The organism is Lactiplantibacillus sp. 30.2.29, from assembly GCF_018991255.1.
GTDB classification, from domain to species: Bacteria; Bacillota; Bacilli; order Lactobacillales; family Lactobacillaceae; genus Lactiplantibacillus; species Lactiplantibacillus pentosus.
This window is the reverse complement of record NZ_JAGYGU010000008.1, coordinates 1-19019: the sequence shown is the minus strand read 5'-3', so window position 1 is coordinate 19019 and position 19019 is coordinate 1. Positions and strand designations below refer to the sequence as shown.

Annotated in this window: 13 protein-coding genes; 12 read left to right on the top strand and 1 reads right to left on the bottom strand. The window is 47.6% G+C overall.

The genetic code is table 11. The features are described 5' to 3' along the window. Window positions 1–752 precede the first annotated feature (752 nt). Window positions 753–1715, bottom strand: coding sequence for an L-lactate dehydrogenase (locus tag KGF65_RS05830; RefSeq protein ID WP_050337700.1), 963 nt, complete (start codon window positions 1713–1715; stop codon window positions 753–755). Between the two features lie 314 nt (window positions 1716–2029). Here KGF65_RS05830 and pth point away from each other — a divergent pair, with 314 nt between their 5' ends. From pth to lysS, 12 genes are all read left to right on the top strand, one after another. Further along, on the top strand, window positions 2030–2587 hold the full coding sequence (pth, locus tag KGF65_RS05825) for an aminoacyl-tRNA hydrolase (protein ID WP_003637705.1): 558 nt from the start codon (window positions 2030–2032) through the stop codon (window positions 2585–2587). A gap of 18 nt (window positions 2588–2605) precedes the next feature. Next, window positions 2606–6133 (top strand): transcription-repair coupling factor, encoded by a 3528-nt coding sequence (gene mfd / locus KGF65_RS05820; RefSeq protein WP_105923819.1) that lies wholly within the window; start codon window positions 2606–2608, stop codon window positions 6131–6133. Window positions 6134–6346: 213 nt separating this feature from the next. Next, window positions 6347–7951, top strand: a complete 1605-nt coding sequence (locus KGF65_RS05815; RefSeq protein ID WP_216748885.1) for a polysaccharide biosynthesis protein — start codon at window positions 6347–6349, stop codon at window positions 7949–7951. Window positions 7952–7953: 2 nt separating this feature from the next. Beyond that, window positions 7954–8235, top strand: coding sequence for an RNA-binding S4 domain-containing protein (locus KGF65_RS05810; RefSeq protein ID WP_031267632.1), 282 nt, complete (start codon window positions 7954–7956; stop codon window positions 8233–8235). 120 nt (window positions 8236–8355) lie between these two features. After that, window positions 8356–8754, top strand: a complete 399-nt coding sequence (locus tag KGF65_RS05805) for a septum formation initiator family protein (RefSeq protein WP_003637709.1) — start codon at window positions 8356–8358, stop codon at window positions 8752–8754. A gap of 124 nt (window positions 8755–8878) precedes the next feature. Next, on the top strand, window positions 8879–9421 hold the full coding sequence (locus tag KGF65_RS05800; RefSeq protein WP_050337695.1) for a S1 domain-containing RNA-binding protein: 543 nt from the start codon (window positions 8879–8881) through the stop codon (window positions 9419–9421). Window positions 9422–10614: 1193 nt separating this feature from the next. Beyond that, on the top strand, window positions 10615–11961 hold the full coding sequence (gene tilS, locus KGF65_RS05795; RefSeq protein ID WP_216748129.1) for a tRNA lysidine(34) synthetase TilS: 1347 nt from the start codon (window positions 10615–10617) through the stop codon (window positions 11959–11961). Between the two features lie 19 nt (window positions 11962–11980). Next, window positions 11981–12523, top strand: a complete 543-nt coding sequence (gene hpt / locus KGF65_RS05790) for a hypoxanthine phosphoribosyltransferase (protein ID WP_003637712.1) — start codon at window positions 11981–11983, stop codon at window positions 12521–12523. A gap of 80 nt (window positions 12524–12603) precedes the next feature. Then, complete coding sequence (ftsH, locus tag KGF65_RS05785) at window positions 12604–14841, top strand: ATP-dependent zinc metalloprotease FtsH (protein ID WP_216748128.1); 2238 nt, start codon at window positions 12604–12606, stop codon at window positions 14839–14841. 180 nt (window positions 14842–15021) lie between these two features. Further along, window positions 15022–15909: an Hsp33 family molecular chaperone HslO gene (gene hslO / locus KGF65_RS05780; RefSeq protein ID WP_050337688.1), complete on the top strand. Its 888-nt coding sequence runs from the start codon at window positions 15022–15024 to the stop codon at window positions 15907–15909. Beyond that, on the top strand, window positions 15909–16916 hold the full coding sequence (gene dusB, locus KGF65_RS05775) for a tRNA dihydrouridine synthase DusB (protein ID WP_216748127.1): 1008 nt from the start codon (window positions 15909–15911) through the stop codon (window positions 16914–16916). The genes hslO and dusB overlap by 1 nt, the downstream gene beginning before the upstream one ends. A 102-nt stretch (window positions 16917–17018) precedes the next feature. Further along, window positions 17019–18518, top strand: coding sequence for a lysine--tRNA ligase (gene lysS, locus KGF65_RS05770; protein WP_082230173.1), 1500 nt, complete (start codon window positions 17019–17021; stop codon window positions 18516–18518). The last annotated feature ends 501 nt before the right edge of the window (window positions 18519–19019 follow it).

Below are 19019 nucleotides of genomic sequence, written 5' to 3'. Positions count from 1 at the left end.
TTCAGGCAAACTTTTTGAATCAGCATGGATGATAATTTATGGCATCTAATCACTGAGAAGATGACCTGAATATTAATCACTTATCTCATATACCACAAATTTCAATGACAACAAATCTTAAAACTAGTCGATAAAATTGCCTGCGCTCAGGATTCAAGATCTTGTTGTTTCAGGTAACTCAAGAAAATTCCAGCAATTTCAGTGGAGCCGCGCGACCGAAGCATTAAATCATGGGTAAGGAAGTTTAGTGATTGTTAGAAACCGGTCTGACAGTTGAATATAAAAATGACCGTGTACCAAGGCACCAACGACTAGTCCAACGAAAAGTTGAGTCCGCACGTGTCCGCCTTTCGAATACCATCCCGGCTGGAAGGTATTCTGAGCAAGGCCCAGTGGTGAAATTTCACTTAGCAAGCGTTTTGTGCTTGGTTAGTGAAAGACCAGTATTTAAGACGTGGGCTGTCGGCTTAAATCTGTGTCCACCACGTTCCGGCCATTGCACAGAATGCCTGGAAGCCGGAATAGGACGCAGCTACAACAGAAAGCTTACGCGAACTCGCTTTGTTTCCAGCGGATCTCAGCTGGCAGCTCTTGAACTTAAGAACCGCACGCTTTAATCATGATTCATGACAAATTAACGCCCACAACGCGTGACCAGTCATGTTCCAACTTGATGTGAGCAAATAAAAAGCGCACGCTCAGGCCAGCGAGTGGTCGGTTGAGCGTGCGCATGTAAGCTTAATTAATTCGGATTATTTGTTTTCTAATTCTGCTAAACCGTCGTTAAGCACTTTTTTCAAAGTAGCGGCAGAATCTTGCATCTTCTTCAGTTCATCAGCTGAAAGTGGGGATTCGATGATTTGCTTCAAACCAGTTCCACCGATGATTGCTGGTGTCCCGATGTAGATGTCATTCAAACCATATTGGCCGTCCATGTAGGCGCCAACTGGTAAGACGGCATTTTCATCACGTAAGATGGCCTTTGAGATCCGCATTAAAGCAGTCCCGATACCGTAGAAGGTTGCACCCTTTAAGTTGATGATGTCGTAAGCTTTGTTCCGAACGCCATCTTCCAACTTAGCTAAGTCGTCGTCAGAAACGCCTTGTTCCTTAGCAACGTCGCGTACAGGGCGAGTCCCGATAGTGGCAGTTGAGTAAGCAGCGAATTCAGAGTCACCGTGTTCACCCATGATGTAAGCATCAACGGAGCGAGGGTCGACATTGAATTGCTTGCCTAACGCAACCCGTAGACGTGAAGAATCTAAGGAAGTCCCGGAACCAATGACGCGTTCCTTTGGAAAACCAGAGAATTTCCAAGTCGCGTAAGTCAGGATGTCAACTGGGTTAGCAGCAACTAAGAAGATGCCGTCGAAGCCGGAGTCGACCACTGGTTTTACGATTGATGATAAAATGTTCAAGTTCTTGTTAACTAAGTCTAAACGTGATTCGCCAGGCTTTTGTGGGGCACCAGCGGTAATCACAACTAAATCGGCGTCCTTGCAATCGGAATATTCGCCGGAGTAAATCTTCTTGGGAGCGGTGAAAGCTTGGGCGTCTTCAAGATCAAGGGCGTCACCCTTTGTCCGATCCTTAACAACATCGACAATTACAAATTCTTCAGCAATTCCTTGTTGTGCCATGGCAAAAGCGTAACTAGAACCAACAGCGCCGTCGCCGACTAACACAACTTTTTGATGATTTGGCATGCTTGACAAAATAAGTCATCCTCTCATAATGAAAATTTAGTTTTACGGTTGTATTGTAACATATTTACGCCAGCCAAGTGTGGAATTGAACATGCTTCTCATGTGATTGTTAGCAATCTTGCCGAAATCCTTTGACGGGCGTCAACAAGCGCTTTGTGGTATACTTACTGCACTTAATAAACGCTAACTTTTGAGCACCGCCCCAGCTAAATTGGTGTGGTGTGCGTGTGACGAGCCTGGCTGGTCCACGCTAAGTTGCCGAATCGGTGGATAACCGGTTCGGCCTGTTTTGGTAGGCCAAGTAATGGGAGTAGATAAACGTAATGAAAATGATCGTTGGATTAGGTAATATCGGGCGCCAGTACGCCCAAACACGGCACAATGTCGGCTTTATGATAATTGATGAATTAGCGGCTAAGTTGAACGCTGATTTTCAGACGAGTAAGTTTGAAGCCCAAGTGGCGACTGCATTTCAGAATGGTGAGAAGATTTTGCTGGTCAAACCGTCGACTTATATGAACGATTCGGGTCGGGCGGTCGGCCCACTGATGAGTTACTACAATATCGAGCCGGCAGATCTGCTGGTGATTCACGACGACTTAGATCTGCCACTCGGTAAGGTCCGGTTGAAGCAAAAGGGCTCCGCGGGCGGTCACAATGGCATTAAGAGTATTATCAGCCATGTCGGTGACCAGCATTTCAAACGCGTCAAGGTCGGCATTGACCATCCACAAAAGATGTCGGTGGTCGATTACGTGCTCGGCAAATTTAAACCGGCGGAAGTGGCCCAGTTTGAAGATGCGAAGACGACCGCTTTGGCGGCAATCGAAGCGTGGTTAGCAAACGATGATTTTGCGGCAGTTATGAATCAGTATAACTAGCCCGGGAGGAAACACAGTATGGATATTGAGACGATTGTTGAGCAAACGCCCGACTTTCAAACGATTTTAGCGGCAATCAGTCCGCACAGTCGTCAATTGATTACAGGATTAAACGGTTCGGCGAGAACGGTTTATTTAAGTGCGCTATTTCATCAATTAACGCATTCATTATTGATCGTGACTGACAACGGTTTTCATGCCAGTCAGTTAGTGGATGATTTGACCAGTCTATTAGATGAAGACCAAGTCTATCTGTTCCCGGCAGAAGAGATGATTGCGACCGAGGTGGCGACTAGTTCACCAGAATCACGGGCACAACGGGTCGAGGCACTCAACGCCTTACTCAGTCCGCAGCCGGCAGTAGTTGTGACCTCCGTTGCGGGTGCCCGCCGGTTTTTACCACCAGTCGAACAGTTCAAAGCAGCGACGTTATCCTTAGCAGTTGGCAAGGATATTGATCTAGAAGTGCTCCAACATCAATTACATGAGATGGGCTACGTCAAAGAAAAGCTGGTCGCACGGCCAGGTGACTATGCGGTCCGGGGCTCAATCGTGGACATCTACCCGCTCGACGCGGATTACCCATTGCGGTTAGACTTCTTCGATACTGAGATTGATACCTTGAAGTATTTTGACCCGGAGACCCAACGTTCAGTGGAATCACTCGATGCGTATACCGTCTTGCCAGCGACCGATTTTATTTTGACCGACGACATGATGACGGCCGGGGCTGAGCGGTTAAAGGCCGCGATGGCAACGGAGAGCAAGAAGCTCAAACCAGCTGATCGTCAGACATTAGCGGACAACTTGGCACAACCCTTGGCCGATATGCAAAAAGGAATTATCGGCAATGATTTGTTATTGTACGGTGATTATTTATATGACAGCAAGACCAGCATTTTAGACTACGTGGCTGAAAACGGGCTGGTGATTTTTGAAGAATACTCGCGACTCCTAGATAATGAACAACAACTTTTGACCCAAGAAGCTGACTGGGTCACCGACCAGCTTTCCCATCATCGGGTACTGGCAACGGCCAGTTACGGCAATGACATTCGGGATTTGTTGCGGGATGACGCCCACGCGCAATTACTGATCTCGCTCTTCCAAAAGGGCATCGGGAACGTTCGGTTGGCGCAAGTGACCAACGTGCGGACTCGGCCGATGCAAGAATTCTTTGGTCAATTGCCGGCCTTGAAGACTGAATTGGACCGCTGGCATAAGTTACAGCAGACGGTCGTTTTGATGGTGTCGGAAGCCGAACGCCTGACCAAAGTCAGTGATACCCTCGATGATTTTGAAATCGAGGCGGTGATGACTAAGGCGACCAACTTGCAACCAGGGGAAGTCCAGATCGTTCAGGGCAGCCTGCAGAACGGGTTTGAGTTCCCGGATGGCAAACTGGTGATCGTCACTGAACAGGAAATGTTCAAGAAAGTCGCTAAGAAGCGGCCGCGGCGCCAGACCTTGGCCAACGCAGAACGGCTGAAGAGTTATACCGACTTGAAGCCGGGAGACTATGTCGTCCACGTCAACCACGGGATTGGGAAGTACGTCGGCATGGAAACGCTGGAAGTTGACGGCGTGCATCAGGACTACATCACGATCGCGTACCAAAATAACGCCAAAATCTTTATTCCGGTCACACAACTGAACTTGGTCCAGAAGTACGTCTCATCCGAATCTAAGACGCCTAAGATCAACAAGTTAGGCGGGACCGAGTGGACGAAAGCCAAGCGTAAAGTCGCAGCCAAGATTGAGGATATTGCGGATGAACTCGTGGACTTGTATGCCAAACGTGAAGCGGAGAAGGGCTATGCCTTTCCACCCGATGACAGTTACCAAGAAGACTTTGACAATGATTTTCCATATCCTGAAACCCCGGACCAATTGCGGAGTATCAACGAAATCAAGCATGATATGGAACGGCCGAAACCAATGGACCGCTTGCTAGTTGGTGACGTTGGTTATGGGAAGACGGAAGTTGCCTTGCGGGCGGCATTTAAGGCGATTGAAGCCGGCAAGCAAGTCGCCTTCCTAGTGCCGACCACGATTTTGGCCCAACAACATTACGAAACGATGCTTAATCGCTTTGAAGGTTATCCGATCAACGTTGGCATGCTGTCACGTTTCCGGACTTCCAAGGAAATGAAGGAGACGGTCCAACAACTCAAGAATGGGGAGCTAGACATCGTCGTCGGGACGCACCGTCTGTTATCAAAGGACGTCGCGTTTGCCGACCTCGGTCTACTGATTATTGATGAGGAGCAACGATTTGGTGTGAAGCATAAGGAACGGTTGAAATCATTGAAGGCCAGTGTCGATGTGCTGACATTGACCGCCACGCCAATTCCACGAACGCTGCACATGTCGATGCTGGGTGTGCGGGACTTGTCAGTGATTGAGACGCCACCAACGAACCGTTATCCGATTCAGACGTACGTCATGGCCCAGAACTTTGGCGTCATCAAGGAAGGCATCGAGCGTGAGATGCAGCGTAATGGTCAAGTCTTTTACTTGCATAATCGCGTGCATGATATTGACAAAGTCGTGGCGCAGATTAAGGATTTAGTGCCGGATGCCGCCGTGGCGCACATTGACGGCCAAATGCCCGAGTCACAGCTGGAAGGGATTCTCTACGACTTCATTCGTGGCGAATACGATGTGCTCGTGACGACGACCATCATCGAGACCGGGGTCGATATTCCAAATGTCAACACCTTGTTTGTGGAGAATGCGGATCGGATGGGCTTGTCACAGCTGTACCAATTGCGGGGACGGATCGGCCGTAGTAGTCGGGTCGCATATGCTTACTTCACCTATCAACAGGACAAAGTCTTGACGGAAGTCGGTGAAAAACGGCTACAAGCCATCAAGGACTTCACGGAACTAGGTTCTGGTTTCAAAATCGCGATGCGCGACCTCTCGATTCGGGGCGCTGGGAACTTACTAGGTAAGCAACAGCACGGTTTCATCGACTCAGTTGGGTATGACCTCTATACACAGATGCTGTCGGAAGCGGTGGCCAAGAAACGCGGGCAGGCTACGAAAGTCAAGACGGATGCGACCGTCGAATTGGGCATCGAAGCTTACTTGCCAACGTCCTATATTGAAGACGAACGGCAGAAGATTGAGATTTACAAGCGGATTCGGCAGTTGGAAAACAACGATCAGTACTTGGAAGTCCAGGATGATTTGATGGATCGCTTTGGCGACTATCCGGTTGAAGTAGCGGGACTGTTGGCAGTCGGTAAGCTGAAAATGTTAGCCGATGATGCGCTGATTGAAAAGATTCAACGTGAAGACAGCGACTTACAGTTGACGTTGTCGCAACAAGGTACCGCTAAGCTAGATACTAAAGATATTTTTAAGGCCTTAGCAAAAACCAAATTAAAAGCGACAGTTGGAATTGATGATGATAAAATGAAGGTTAAATTAGTCATTCAACCGAAGATGCAACAGGATGAATGGCTCGAACAGTTAACCCAGTTTGTCGAACAGCTCAGTTTGATCTTGGCAGAAGACGACGTGGCCAGTGCGTCCTAAATCGCATGGCTTAAAGCACCTTTTAGCCGGTGACCCGCAACGGATGGCTGGTTGAAAGTTGTCACTGACTGTCAAGATCGTGAGTAAATTCTGGCTTCCAGTGTGGCGCGCCGTACAACCGCGTCGTAGTCAGGCTGGTCGGCACACCTGACTGGGAAATTCAGTCAGTCAGTTAGATTGAAGCACCGAGTCGCTCGGTAGAAGGGATTGGTTATGCCAAAGGATCACTTGAACACCATGTTCAAAGGCGCACTCATCTTATCGATATCATCATTAGTTGCTAAGATACTGAGCGCGGTATACCGAATTCCGTTACAGAACATGGTTGGTAATACGGGATTTTACGTTTATCAACAAATTTACCCCTTGTACGGCATTGGCATGACCTTTGCGTTAAATGGGTTTCCAAATTTCATTTCAAAGTTAGTGGCGGAGCAGCCGGATGAGACCAGTAAGTCACTGATTGCGCGACGGGCCTTCCATATTTTGACAGGACTGTCGTTGATCGTCTTCTTTGGCCTTCAGCTAGGGGCGACTTGGATTGCGGTCCATATGGGCGATGCCAGTTTGGCGCCAATCATTAGTGCGGTCGCGTGGATGTTTATCTTCATGCCGTGGCTGGCGACAGGGCGTGGCTACTATCAAGGCAAGTTTTTGATGGGCCCGACCGCTGTCTCCCAGCTGATTGAGCAGGTCGTTCGGGTCGGCATCATTATTATGGCAGCCTACTTCAGTGTCCGGCTTGGTTGGGACAATTACCACATGGGCACGTGGGCGATGAGCTCTGCGCCGATTGCGGCAATTTGTTCCTCACTGATTTTTACGACTTTTGGGTTGAAATACTTGTTAGCACCCGCGCCCGCCGCAACCCGGCCGTTGCCGAGTTATCGTAAGCTGACCAAACGGTTTATCGTCGAAGGTGGGACGCTGTGTCTGGTCGCGGCCGTCGTAATCTTGCTACAGCTCGTGGATTCGTTCACCGTGATGCGTGGACTCGTTCGCCAGGGCCAGCTACCAGACGTCGCCAAAACCTTAAAAGGGGTCTATGACCGAGGCCAACCGTTAGTTCAACTCGGGTTGGTCGTGGCGACTGCCTTTTCGGCCACTTTATTACCGGCGTTGACGGATGCACTCGCCAAACGTCAACCCATTGAATTTAAACGGCAGACCCAGGCGATGGTCCACGTGAGTTTGGCCTTATCGATGGCGGCAACTGTCGGCTTAATTGCCTTGATGCCGCAAATCAACCGATTATTGTTTGGCTCACTAGAAGGGACCACCGCGCTGAGAATTTATATTATTAGTATTTTGTTTGCCGCCCTCATCACGACGTATACGAGCGTTCTGCAAAGTTTGAACCAGTATACCGCCATGATTATTGGCATCATAGCTGGTCTGGCAACCAAGGTGCTCGCCAATTACGTCTTTGTCGTTCACTACGGCATTAACGGGGCCAGTGCGGTGACCGTGCTCAGCCTCGCCGTGATGTTTGCGGTGATGTGGCTCGGGTCACCTGAAGATTTACAGCAAGTGTTATTAGAGAGTGGTTATTTGATTAAACTACTCGCCATCAGTGCGGTGATGGGCATTGTGGTGATTCTCACCAGCCATCAGATGACCGCGCTCGTCAACCCGGTCCTCGCAAATACGCGTGGAATGGCGGGAATCGTGACGGTCGTCGGGGTCGTGCTCGGCGTGATCGTCTTCCTAGTCGGCGCAATCTACGCCCGATTATTCACGATTCGCGAGTGGTTAGTCTTACCATACGGAAAACGGCTAATTAAGGCCGTTGCAAAAGGAAAGGAACATCATTCATGAGTATGCGGTTAGATAAATTTTTAAAAGTATCACGGATTATTAAACGGCGTTCGGTCGCCAAAGAAATTGCGGATAAGGGCCGGATTCAAATCAACGGCAAAGTCGCCAAATCTTCCAGCAATGTCAGTGTTGGTGATGAATTAGTCATTAGTTTTGGTAATAAGACATTAACGGTCAAAGTGACGCAATTATTGGAAACGACCAAGAAAAATGACGCTGAATTAATGTATGATATTGTCAGTGAAGATTATAAAACGGATTATCGGCAACCATTCAGCGATTAATTGCGGGCATCCGTTCATTAAAATGGTCGTAAGCGTTGATTTAATCGTAATGATGTCGTTTACACCAGCCGGTGAAGTTGTTATAATTTAGGCAACCCAATTTGAAAGGACTGGACCAACATGACGAATGGGTCACGGGATAAAATCAAACAGTTAGATAATGATTACATCCGCCAAGTTGCAACTAATGAGCATGGGCAAGCCCAGCGAGTCTCACAGGTGCGACGGCGACGGTTTGTTTTGATTGTTGCGGTGTTCGGCGCGTTGATATTATTTTTAGGCTTTCAGTTAATTAATACGCGGTCTAATCTGCACCAGATGAACCGCCAAGTTGCGACCAGTCAAGTTAAATTAAAAAAGGTGCAGCAGCGAAATGACCAACTCGAAGGTCAGATCAAACAGCTGAATAATAAGGATTACTTACAAAAGTTATTACGTTCAAAGTATGATTATACGAAGAGTGGCGAAACGGTCTACAGTTTACCAAATGACAGCGCTGCGGATGTAACTGCCAACTAGTCGGGAATTTGGTCTACTTTATGTAGGTAGACCACTTTTTAATAATTGCTTAAATGTATAACTCAACATTTCACAAAGTATGCTATACTAAAACCATTATTTCATAGGAGGAACAACTTTTTTTATGGCAATTGAAGTAGGAACAAAAGTCACTGGTAAGGTATCTGGGATTACGAATTTTGGTGCATTTGTAAACTTGGGTAATAATCAAACGGGGCTGGTACACATCAGTGAAGTTTCCGATGGGTTCGTGAAGGACATCCATGACGTCTTGAGTGTTGGCGATGAAGTGACGGTCAAGGTCTTATCAGTCGGTGACGACGGTAAGATTGGCTTATCAATTCGTAAAGCTGTCGACAAGCCACAGGGTGAACATGAACATCATGGCAATCATCAAGGTGGTGGCCGTCCAAATAATAATCATCAAGGCAATAACCATGGCCGTGGCGAACGCCAATCCAATGGTAATCATCGTGAACACAGCAATAATTTTCATAGCCGCGGCGGCAATGGCGGTGGCCGTTACCAATCACGGCAACATGAACCTAAGAAGCAAGACTTTGACTCATTGATGTCTGGTTTCTTAAAAGACAGCGAGGATCGGTTAGCGACCTTAAAGCGTAATACGGAAGGTAAACGCGGTGGCCGTGGCGGTCGTCGTAGCTAAACTTAGTGACTTGCCATTAATCTAGTTAAATTGAGAAGCACGGTGCGACTAAAGTCAGACCGTGCTTTTTTTGTTCAAAACTTGGCGGTTGGTACTAATTCAAAGTCAACCGCAGGCCAGCTTAGGGGCGCTGGAAATAGGGCGAGTTAGTGTAAACTTGCAGTGGTAGATAGTCCTAGTCCGGCTTCCAGGCATTTCCGACAACGCTGGAACGCGATGGACGCAGATTTAAGCCGAAGACCACGTCTTAAATACTGGTCTTCCACGTTCCATGCAATATGGATGAAACGTGTTCGGGTCAGACTGGGACTTCCGGTTAGCTACGCCAGAACGCCAAGCGGAAATGCGCCGCTTAACGCTCTAGCTAGGCTAATCCTCAGTCCCAACTCGTCTGAACCTCACACTCTGAAAAGCGCTGAGCATTGTCAGAAACGCCTTCCAGCCGGGGATGGTATTCGAAAGACAGACGTGTGCGGACCCAAATTTAAATAAACTGATCGCTAATTCTAGTAAAAATTGTTTTGACATTAAACTGTAAGGTTGGTTCCTGATAAAAGCTGTCATACTCATGCTTTAATCATCGGAATCAGCAACATTACTGAACATTGTCAGAACTTTCTCTAACCATCTAAGATAACAATGCTTTAAACACCAAACGAAGGGTAATTCTATTGATTGATCTTAAGGCCAATTCATTGAGATTAGTGAATGATTTTCAGGCCATCATCTCAGTATTTGAATCGGACAAGTATTTATTTTGAATAAATCCGTTGTTCAATAACTCATCATCGGTATCAATTCAGAGTTTGCTTGAAGAACCAGTCTCCCAATATTCAGTGGCCAATTACACCAAGATAGGTGGCCGTTCATCCGCCATTCGAACGGGTTCCCGACTGGAGGGGGTGGCGGACAATGCTCAGTAGCCAAATTATTCTTAGTCGGAAGTGGGTTGCTTCCGGCTTAGAATAAGACTCGTATTTGAAATTGCGCAGTGGGTTTCTGCGTGAGTTCAAATCGATGTCGGCTTACGTTCCAGCAATTGTCAGCCACCCCCGGAGGTCGGACTAGGACGAACCTGATGCAGACGAACATGACTGCCTCACTTTGATTCGAGCGTACCTAAGCTGGTCGGTTTTGATTTTGAAATGTCAATATACAATGAAGAATGATGTTTTATAGATAGGAGGTGTCAAATGACCCCAATTCAAAAATTCAATCGGCGGTTGGCGGCCGCAAGACTTTTGTCGCCGCAAGTGACGGTCGTGGTGGCGGTGTCGACGGGAGTGGATTCGATGGTGTTGTTGCGGTTGTTGCAACAATTGCCGGTGACGGAGCGGCCGCATTTGGTCGTCGCGCATGTTAATCACCATTTGCGGGCACAAAGCCAGACGGAAGCGGCGTACTTACAGCATTATTGTCAGGAGCATCAATTGAACTTAAAGCTGGCGGATTGGCAGGTGACGGACCATCCCGAACATGGCGTTGAAGCAGCTGGCCGCCAGTTTCGGTATCGTTTTTTCACCAAGGTGATGCAAGCAACGGGAGCTAAAGCCGTGTTGACGGCCCATCACGCCAATGACCAAGTTGAGACCTATTTAATGAAGCTAGCGCGCGGTGGCGACATCGCACAATTGACGGGAATCGCTGATAGTCGGCCGTTTGCGGGCGGACAATTAGTACGACCGCTACTGGATTGGTCGAAGGCGGAGCTAAGAGACTATGCGGCCCAACATGATGTTACCTACTTCGAAGATGCGACGAATCAAGATGTCCAGCTGACGCGTAATCGGATTCGGCAGCGCGTTGTTCCAGAGTTGATGACGGTCAATCCGCGGTTACTGAGTCATGTTGCGGATTATCAGCAACAGTTGGCCGATTTGTTGGCAGCTAAGCAACAGATGGTAGCGACGTTATTACCGACCGTGATGACGAAAACTGGGGGACTGATCGTGAGTCAGTGGCAACGAGTGCCGGACCAGTGGCAACTGCCAGTGTTCAAGGCGTGGTTGACTGAACGGACGGGCAGCCTAGTGAGTGAGCTGAAGTTGAAGCCACTCGTTGCCTGGGCACGACCATCGTCCTCAGCGTCTCGAACCGTGGCGGTGAATGCGAGCTGGGAATTACAGCGCAGTGCCGATATCATTGAAGCTGCGCCAATCAAAAAAAGGGGTAAAAAGTTAATGCCCCAAGAAAAAATTATGGTAGACTTAAACCAATGGCAGAAAATCACGACAACCCAGACGGTTGGAATCTTTACACAAGCACCGACTGCTACTAGTCAACCATTTTGGTTAACGACCGCTGATTGGCCGCTAGTTTGGCGACCGTGGCAGTCTGGTGACCGAGTGACCTTAAAGGGTGGCGGGCATCAGACGGTTCGACGGCTACTGATCAATCAAAAAGTGCCGGCTGAACAGCGAGATCAGGTGCAAGTGTTAGTGAATGCTCAAGGGGAGGTCCTATGGGTCGTTGGTCATAAATATAGTTATCGAACGACTGGCACTCAGGCCGTATTTTTAGCCTTAAAACACAAGAGTTGAAAGGAGTACATCTGAAACGATGAACAACGACATTGAACGAGTACTATATAGTCGCGAGGATATCCATCAGGTTGCACAAAAATTAGGAAAAGAACTGACAACCGCCTATGCTGGTAAGAACCCATTAATTATTTGCGTACTCAAGGGTGCCGTCTTATTTACCACTGATATTATTCGGGAGATGGATATTTACGCGGACCTTGATTTTATTAACTTATCAAGTTACGGTAATGAAACCATCTCGAGTGGTGAGGTTCAGCTGACTAAGGACTTAGACGCTGACGTTACGGGCCGCGATGTGCTAGTTATTGAAGATATCATTGATACCGGTCGGACCTTGAAGTTCCTGGTCGACCTGTTGAAACGCCGCGATGTGAACTCGGTAAAGGTCTGCACGCTTTTGGATAAACCAGCTGGTCGACTCGTTGATATTAAGGCGGATTATATCGGATTTGAAGTACCAAATGAGTTTGTGGTCGGCTACGGCTTGGACTACGCCGAACGGTATCGGAACTTACCGTACGTTGGGATTTTAAAACCTGCGATTTACGAGCATAAATAATTGGTCAATGATAGTCAAATGTGCTATTATTTAGACTATCGAAGTAACTGAATATAAAAGTTTCGATGAAGGAGGCACATATGAACAATCGACGCAATGGACTCTTTCGTAATAGCTTATTTTACATTTTGATGTTCTTGAGTTTGATGGGAATTATCTACTTTTTCTTTGGTGGAAATTCAAGCTCGCAGACGCAAAATATTCGTTATAGCGAATTTGTCAAACAATTAGATAAGAATAACGTTAAAAACGTTAGTATCCAGCCTAGTGGCGGCGTCTACAAGGTAACTGGTTCATACCGGAAAGCACGGACGACTTCTTCTGCTAACGCCCTTGGAATCAAGAGCGCGTCGACAAAGACCACGTCATTTTCAACAACCATGTTGGAAAACAACTCAACGGTTGACCAAGTCTCCAAGTTGGCGGCTAAGCATGACGTGAAGGTGACGGCGAAAGCCGAGGAATCTAGCGGCATCTGGGTCACGTTATTAATGTACATCGCGCCAGTCATCCTAATGTTGTTCCTCTTCTATATGATGATGGGACAAGCAGGACAAGGCGGCGGGAACAACCGGGTGATGAACTTTGGTAAGACGAAGGCCAAACCAGCTGATAGTAAGCAAAACAAAGTTCGTTTCTCAGACGTTGCCGGTGAAGAAGAAGAAAAACAAGAATTGGTCGAAGTTGTCGAATTCTTGAAGGATCCAAGGAAGTTTGTCTCCTTAGGTGCCCGGATTCCATCTGGGGTGCTTCTCGAGGGGCCTCCTGGTACTGGTAAAACCTTGCTTGCCAAGGCGGTTGCCGGTGAAGCCGGTGTGCCATTCTTCTCGATCTCTGGTTCTGATTTCGTCGAAATGTTCGTCGGGGTCGGTGCTAGCCGGGTTCGGGACTTATTCGAACAAGCGAAGAAGAATGCCCCATCAATTATCTTCATTGATGAAATTGATGCGGTTGGACGTCAACGTGGTAATGGTATGGGCGGCGGTCACGATGAACGTGAACAAACCTTGAACCAATTGCTGGTTGAAATGGATGGATTTACGGGTAATGAAGGGGTCATCGTCATGGCGGCGACGAACCGTTCTGATGTCCTAGACCCTGCCTTACTTCGTCCAGGTCGTTTCGACCGGAAGATCTTAGTTGGTCGTCCGGACGTCAAGGGCCGCGAAGCCATTTTGAAAGTCCATGCCAAGAACAAGCCTTTAGCAGCTGACGTTGACCTGAAGGAAATCGCCAAGCAAACACCCGGATTCGTGGGTGCCGATTTGGAAAACTTACTGAACGAAGCGGCCTTATTAGCGGCTCGTCGGAATAAGAAGCAAGTCGACGCAGCGGACCTAGATGAGGCTGAGGACCGGGTCATTGCCGGACCAGCAAAGCATGATCGCGTCGTGAACAAGCATGAACGGGAAACCGTTGCTTATCACGAAGCGGGTCATACGATCGTTGGGTTGGTCTTAAATGATGCGCGGGTCGTTCATAAGGTAACGATCGTGCCACGGGGTCGTGCTGGCGGATACGCCATCATGTTACCGCGTGAAGACCAGATGTTAATGTCGAAACGTGATGCGAAGGAACAAATGGCTGGTTTGATGGGTGGGCGTGCAGCCGAAGAAATTATCTTTGGTGCACAATCATCCGGAGCTTCTAATGACTTCGAACAGGCAACTCAAATTGCCCGTGCGATGGTCACTCAATATGGGATGAGTGAAAAACTTGGCCCAGTTGAATTAGAAAATGCCAACCAGCAAGCCGCTTACCAACAAGGGATGGGCGCCAGTGCCTTCTCACAACATACGGCTCAGTTAATTGATGATGAAGTTCGTCGTTTGAGTCAAGAAGCACATCAAACGGCTACGGATATTATTCAATCACACCGTGAACAACACAAGTTGATCGCGGAAGCCTTGTTGAAGTACGAAACCTTGGACGAAAAGCAAATTCTCAGTTTATTCAAGACTGGGAAGATGCCTGAAAAGGATAGCAACCAATTCCCTAGTGAAAAGGCTGCAACCTTTGAAGAATCCAAGCGTGAATTGGAACGGCGCGAAGCTGAAAAGCACGCGCAACACCAAGGTACCGATGCTGACAGCACTGATTCTGATGACACGGCCAAGACCAGTGTCGAAGAACCAACTTTCCTAAGTGAAGCGGAAGTTCGTTCTGAAGCAAGTGCAGACAGTCAAGCTAGTTCAGCAGATGCAACTTCTGCAACTAGTTCAGCGACGAGTGGTGCGACATCCACTTCAGAGACTGGCTTACCACATGCTGAAAGTGCGGCACCAACGTCACAGGATGATTCTAATTCTCAAGCGTAGGCGCAATTAAAATGGTTATTAAGGAGTTGGGACTTTGTCTCAGCTCCTTTTTTGCGTTATGATATTTCAGGCAAATACACTGGCGGTGGTCGAACCGCCTGGCAACCGTATTTGAGTGCAGTAATGAACCGTATGATCAAAAGTACAAGTAAATCTAATTAAAGATAGGAGTTTGATTGAATGTCAGATTATTTAGTCAAGAGCGTGGCCGGTAACGAAATGTTTCGGGCCTACGCGGTCGACGCGACCGGGGTCGTTGCAGAAGCGCAGCAGCGTCATGATACTTGGAGTGCTGCTTCCGCCGCTTTAGGTCGAAGCTTAGTGGGGACGCTCTTGTTAGCGTCGTCCGTATTGAAGGGTGACGAACAGATGACCGTTAAAATCAACGGTAACGGCCCAGTTGGTGGCATCGTGATCGACGGCAATGCCAAGGGAACGGTCAAAGGTTACCTGCAGCATCCACACATCCACCTACCATTAAATGAACAACATAAGATTGATGTTAAGACGGCGGTCGGGACGGACGGTTTCTTGTCAGTCACCAAGGATCAGGGTGTCGGTGATCCGTTTACGGGGACGGTCGCCTTGGTTTCTGGTGAATTAGGCGAAGACTTCACTTACTACCTGGCCCAGTCAGAACAGATTCCGTCAGCGGTTGGTTTGTCGGTGTTTGTGAATGATGATAACTCGATTGGTGTGGCCGGGGGCTTTTTAGTCCAAGTATTGCCGAACGCTACTGATGAGGCGATTAGTAGTTTGGAAGCCAAGCTCAAAGATTTACCACTCGTTTCACAACTGATGCGCGAGGGTAAGACCCCCGAAGATATTTTGGACTTGCTATTTGATGGTGATGTCAAAGTATTAGACAAGATGCCCGTCAAGTTTGAATGTGATTGTTCTAAGGAACGGTTTGCCGAAGCCTTAATGGCCTTACCAAAGCATGAAGTTCGGGCCATGATCGATGAAGACCATGGTGCGACGGCGGTTTGTCATTTCTGTGGGTCGCAATACCAGTTCAGTGAGGCCGAACTTGAAGCAGTCCTCTCACGGTCTAAGGGTGCTGAATAATGACGAGTGCTTGGCAGATTGGTGACGTGACGATTCCCAACCGGGTCGTGGTTGCACCGATGGCTGGGGTGACTAACGCCGCATTTCGGGTTATTTGTAAGGATTTTGGTGCGGGACTGGTGGTTTGCGAGATGATTTCCGACCGGGGCATCATGTACCATAATCGCAAAACGCTCGAAATGATGTTTGTCGACCCGAAGGAACATCCGATGAGCATTCAAATCTTTGGTGGCAGTCAGGAAACCTTAGTGCAGGCGGCTGAATTTGTCGACCAGCAGACGAATGCGGATATTATTGATATTAATATGGGATGTCCGGTCAATAAGGTCGTTAAGACGGATGCGGGCGCTAAGTGGCTACTGGACCCTAACAAAGTCTATGAGATGGTCGCAGCGGTAACGGCCGCGGTCAATAAACCAGTGACAGTCAAAATGCGGACTGGTTGGGATGCAGAACATGTCTATGCAGTCGAAAATGCACGGGCAGCTGAACGCGCCGGGGCCGCTGCAATTGCGATGCACGGTCGGACTCGTAAGCAGATGTATCAGGGACACGCTGACTGGGACGTGTTAAAACGCGTTGCGGATGCCGTCACGATTCCGTTTATGGGAAATGGCGATGTCCAAACACCCCAGGATGCCGCTCGGATGTTAACGGAAGTCGGTGCTGACGCGGTCATGATTGGTCGCGCAGTCGAAGGCAATCCCTGGATGCTGACGCAAACCGTTCATTATTTGGAAACGGGGGAACTGTTAACGCCGCCGACACCGATGGCTAAGATGCAAACGGCCATCGAACATTTAGAACGGTTGGTGGCACTGAAGGGTGAACGTGGTGGCTGTCACGAATTCCGTGAACAGGCCCCGTACTATTCAAAGGGCATTCCACGTTCAGCTCGAACAAAGGTGGCCCTGATGGAAGCAGACTCGTTGGCAGCGATGAAGTCGATTTTGACGGATTTTCAAGCGCAATTAGCGACTTATTTAGCCGACCATGTGGTAAAGTGAATAATTAACTTGCATTTTGACGGCGTGATTGTCAAAATTAACATGTAGTGATTGTTTAGGTATGGAGTAATCTATACGCTAACTAGAAATGGAGGAACACTAGTGGCACGACAAGAACAGACGATGAACGACCAATTAAAGGTTCGTCGCGAAAAAATGGATGAACTGCGTGAAGAAGGCATCGATCCTTTTGGTCACCGGTTTGAACGGACTGATTTAGCCCAAGACTTGCAAGACAAGTATGGCGAGATGGATAAGGACGAGTTGGATGCTAAGCAAGTTACAGCAACGATTGCTGGGCGGATGCTTGCTAAGCGTGGTAAAGGTAAAGTAGGCTTTGCTGATATCTGGGATCGCTCAGGTAAGATGCAACTCTACGTACGTAAAGACGTGGTCGGCGAAGACACTTATCATATTTTCAAACGTTCCGATATCGGTGATTTCTTAGGGATCACTGGTCAAGTCTTCAAGACGGACTTCGGTGAATTGACGATCAAAGTGACGGGCTTAACATTCCTATCGAAGGCATTACGCCCATTACCAGACAAGTTCCATGGTTTACAGAATGTGGAACAGATTTACCGTCAACGTTACTTGGACCTGATTTCGAATCGGGATAGTTTCGATCGTTTCTTGAAGCGGACGAAGATTATTTCTGCGATTCGGCATCACTTGGACGGTCAGGGCTTCACTGAAGTTGAGACGCCAATGTTGCATAATCAGGCGGGTGGTGCTGCTGCACGACCATTTATCACGCATCACAACGCTTTGAACATCGACTTATACCTACGAATCGCCTTAGAATTACATCTAAAGCGTTTGATCGTTGGTGGGATGGAAAAAGTCTACGAAATCGGCCGGGTCTTCCGGAATGAAGGAATGGACCGCGAACACAATCCTGAATTTACAATGATGGAAACGTACGTGGCTTACTATGACTTCCACGATGTCATGGCCGAGACTGAGGGTATCTTTAAAGCTGCGGCTAATGCCGTGACTGAAGATGGCATCGTGACTTACCATGACCAAAAAGTTGATTTCAACCAACCATTTAAGCAAATTCACATGGTTGATGCGATCAAAGAAAAGACGGGTATCGATTTCTGGCAACCAATGTCAGTAGAAGATGCGCAAAAATTAGCGGATGAACATCACGTTAAATATGAACCATACTGGAAGGTTGGTCATATTATCAACGCGTTCTTTGAAGAATTCGTTGAAGATACCTTAAACGAACCGACCTTTGTTTATGGTCATCCAGTTGAAATTTCACCATTAGCTAAGAAGAATGAAGACGACCCTCGGTTTACCGACCGATTCGAATTATTTATCTTAGGTAATGAATATGCCAATGCCTTTAGTGAATTGAATGATCCAATTGATCAACGGCAACGGTTCGAAGCTCAAGCGGCTGAACGGACTGCTGGTAATGATGAAGCGGAACATATCGATGAAGACTTTGTCGAGGCGTTGGAATACGGGATGCCGCCTACTGGTGGATTAGGAATTGGGATCGACCGGTTGGTTATGTTGATGACGGATGCGGATTCAATTCGCGACGTTTTACTTTTCCCAACCATGCGTCCAGAAGAAGATAAGTAATTTTTTAACGGTATTTAGCTCAGTTGACCTGAGTTAGATGCCGTTTTTTAGTGCCGCTTAACTTTAGAAAACGTTTTGATTGAAAAAAAGTTCAAAAATTTTTAACCGAACATTGTTGCGATGCGAGTTGGATAAAATTAAGGAAAACCGAATTTTTGAGTGACAAACCGGGTCAATTACGAGTGAAAAAGGGTGGCTCGAAAATTAATACCGTACATTCGAATGCTGGATTAATTAACATGATATTATTGACTGGTTATTTTTACGTTTTAGGGGTTGCAATTCATCTGGATAATTGGTAAATTAGTATACGTTGTTGAGGCGCACAAAGCGGTTAGCTGCTTGCTTCCAACGAAAAATTAATTATAAAAAGTTGTTGACAAGATGTTGATAACTTGATATGATGATTAAGTTGCGTTGAGGTAATCAACGAACGATTTAGACCTTTGAAAACTGAACAAAGTTTCGACGAATCAAATGTGTAGGGTCTCTTGATTTTGA